Source organism: Paenibacillus barcinonensis, from assembly GCF_003217495.1.
GTDB classification, from domain to species: domain Bacteria; phylum Bacillota; class Bacilli; order Paenibacillales; family Paenibacillaceae; genus Paenibacillus; species Paenibacillus barcinonensis.
This window is the reverse complement of the sequence record NZ_QJSW01000050.1, coordinates 1-3378: the sequence shown is the minus strand read 5'-3', so window position 1 is coordinate 3378 and position 3378 is coordinate 1. Positions and strand designations below refer to the sequence as shown.

Annotated in this window: 4 protein-coding genes; all 4 read left to right on the top strand. The window is 36.4% G+C overall.

Annotated elements, in window-relative coordinates; translation table 11 throughout:
• The first annotated feature begins 155 nt into the window (after window positions 1-155).
• Window positions 156-1202 carry a hypothetical protein gene (locus tag DFQ00_RS28470; protein WP_146236240.1) on the top strand — a complete coding sequence of 349 codons (1047 nt, stop codon included), beginning with the start codon at window positions 156-158 and terminating at the stop codon, window positions 1200-1202.
• Between the two features lie 246 nt (window positions 1203-1448).
• The gene (locus tag DFQ00_RS28465) at window positions 1449-2039 is read left to right on the top strand and encodes a hypothetical protein (protein ID WP_110899752.1); all 591 of its coding nucleotides are present in this window, start codon (window positions 1449-1451) and stop codon (window positions 2037-2039) included.
• 161 nt (window positions 2040-2200) lie between these two features.
• Entirely contained in the window at window positions 2201-2293 is a 93-nt protein-coding gene (gene comI, locus DFQ00_RS30045; protein ID WP_244214032.1) for a competence inhibitor ComI, read from the top strand.
• A gap of 371 nt (window positions 2294-2664) precedes the next feature.
• Entirely contained in the window at window positions 2665-3066 is a 402-nt protein-coding gene (locus tag DFQ00_RS28460; protein ID WP_110899751.1) for a GNAT family N-acetyltransferase, read from the top strand.
• Window positions 3067-3378 lie beyond the last annotated feature (312 nt).

Genomic DNA, 3378 nt, shown 5'->3' with positions numbered 1-3378 from the left:
CAATGACATCTCATAACATCATATTCAAGCAGCGGCTCCGATGGAGCCTTGGTCTGCGAGGTGGATTTCGAAGAGGGATTTCAGCAGACAACCCCTTTGGGGTTCGTAAATACAGGAACGTTATCGGAAATGACCTGAAAAGGAGAATAGAAAAAATGAAGAACCTTGATATCAATTTGTGGAAAAGTACATTGTTGAATCATTTTAAGTATAATCTTGAGAAGTTTGCAACAACAACTGAAAATAAAGATGTGTACTGCTTGATTTTGGACTGTCATGCTACATATGGGAATGTTAATTTGAAGTGGAATACCTTTGATTCGTTTAAAAAACATGTTAATAAACACTATAGTTCTTATACTTCAGACAAACTACTCGGCTTTAGGGGGCTAGAATACAATGTTGGGGATTTTTCATACGAAGACACAAAACAACCAGAATTAATAAATGAATTCGAACAATTATATGAAGCAAAACTTTCGGAGTTTTTCGATGATGAAGATGAAGAATCATCGAATGAGCTGACACAAAAGTTTATTAATGCTTTAGTGGAAATAATCTTTGAACTTAGACCTACTTTTTCTAAACTAAATAAAACGGGTCACTTTATTTCATTTATTGTAGAGCATGACTCTGAATATTATGAATACATAAAAAAGACGGTAACAATAGAAGACTATTATAAAGCATTTCCTGAGGTTAAAGAGTATGAACAATATTTAAGCATAATTTATTCAACGTCTAAAGAAGAGCAAGTCACACATTGGTCTAATTTGTTATATGAATTTATTATTGGTAATGAAACAGAAGGTACAAGATCATTTAAACAAATGTACCGCCATAAGTATGATGTTGAGGAAGAAATAATTAAATTAGGTGTGATTGCATCAAACGAAGTTGTCACACTCTTCGAGGTGTTTTCAGGTTACACTCCATCAATTGATGGCCAAATTATTCAAAGCGATAGTCACACGCGATGGATGTTTTTAAGTATTTTAATAGATATTAATAATGCTAATGAGAAGACAATTAATCGATTAAAGCAAATTTTAATAAGAAAATATGAAGTTGATAATGAAGTGCAAGAATGTATAAATATAGCGAGAACACTTCATACTCTTGATTCTGTACGATTCCCAGAAGAAATACATGATGAAGGAAGAATTAGGTTATTAAACTACGAAGAATACAAGAGCAATTAGTAGGTATATCTAAGAAGTTAGTCACTTCCGATAACATCATATCCACGCTTCAGAGCCTGGCGGGTCCTCTGTCCGCCAGAAGGAGAGTGGCAGGGAAGTGAATTCAGGCGGACACATCCGCACCGACTAACCGCATCGCGGTCGCTCCCGTTGGTCGCTTAAGTCGGTGGGACGTCGTGGATACAGTAACGTTAGCTGAAATACCACAAAATATTTAAGGATTAATACAATGAAAGGATTACAATAATGAAAGAGAATGAGAGTAAAACTAAAAAAACGCTGCAGTCATTACTTTTCTTTTCACTGTTGATGATCTTCAATGCCTCGATACAAATATTTATAAATGTACTACAGGAGAGACCTAACTGGCTTATACTATTGTTATTTATACCACTTCCTGTACTTGTTGTTCTTGCTATCATTATCTCGTTGGATCTAGCAAAACAAGATTATATTACCGTATTAGGGAAAGTGAATATTCAAAAAGGAAATTTAATTAAAATAAGTATCGTAAATGGAAAAGAAAAGAAGTTCAGGATAAATAAAGATCGAATGAAGGATATAGATGTAAATATAGATGTTGAATTGCATTATTATAAGAGAACAAAAGCAGTGATTAATTTAAAGAATGTTAAAAGTATAGGACGAAGCGAATTCGGAATCGAAGCGAGTGCGGTAGACGAAGAGAATAACGAAGCGAACTCGGATCGAGAGAATATTCAGGGAGCAGAAGCAACGCTTAACATCATATTCAAGCATAGGCTCCTTATGGAGCCTTGGTCTGCGCGGTGGATTTCGAAGAGGCATTTCAGCAGACAACCCCTTCGGGGTTCATGAATACAGGAACGTTATATGATAGAAATGATGGGCAACAAATAGAAAAGGGAAAAAGCAAGAAAGCAGATAAGAACGCTTGTGCGCAGATGTAAGAACAGGTAAAATATAGATACAATTGAATCTTGGGTGGGTATGGTTTCCCTTCGAAAGGAGGTGAAACCATGGAAGTGAAACATGCGATGACTCTAATGCTGTTATTCGGAACATTCATTCTTGCACTTTTAACGTACATCAATAACAACAAGAGAAAGTAAAAACCCACCCCAAGGTTGACAGCCGAAGGTGGGTTTTTGTCCTAACTTGACTTAAGAAGGGATTAACCATCCAAGCCAATTGTACTGACCAAGTGTTGACGCACTTGGTCTTTATTTAAGAATATGATAACACATGAGAAAAGATGAATCAAAGCTAAATATAATAATTGAAGTGAGTAAGGACTGTTGGTAAGCTATCTCGAAGAAGAATTTCCATTATATAACAATTTATTCAAGCAGCGGCTCCTTGGGAGCCTTGGTCTGCGGATGGATTTCGGAGAGGGATTTCAGCAGACAAACCTTTGGGGTTCATGAATACAGCAACGTTATCCGATACTCCCAATTAATACACAAAAGATAGGAGCAATATTATGACAATCATGTTCAAAGAAATAAAAGACATTGATAAACAAGCTATTCAAGAACTGTTTCACTCAGTGGACTGGAAATCAGGAGATTTCCCAGAAGATCTTAGACAAGCAATAAAAAACTCGCATACGGTTATTACTGCATGGGATGATACCAAATTAATCGGCTTAATAAATGCACTGTCTGACGGAGTGATGACAGTATATTTTCATTACATGTTAGTACATAAAGAATATCAATCATTAGGAATTGGAAAGAGAATGATGGAAAAAATGCTTAGTCGATATTCTAATATCAAAACAAAAGTGCTTATATCGTATGATAGTGCAGAACAATTCTATGGAATATTTGGATTTAAGCCAGAAGAAGGAACTAAAGCCATGTTTATTTCAGATATGGTATAGCATTTTGTGAGTTTATCAAAGAAGTGGGGAGCATCAGATAACAAAATGTTCATGCGTCGGGGGATCGCCCCCTTGGTCCGAAAGAAGTTAGAAGTTAAATCGAAGAGGAATTTCAGTAGCGAGGAAGCATTGTCATCGGACACATCCGCACCCACCTAACCGCGTCGAGGCCAGTCGCATACGCTCCTTTAAGGTGGTGGGGCGTCATGAACTCAACAACGTTAGCCGAAATTATTGCGATAGTAAAAAAGAAAGAAGGATTATTATGGGGAAATATGGTGAAGCAGCAGTGAAAACTGTCAATTATCTTAA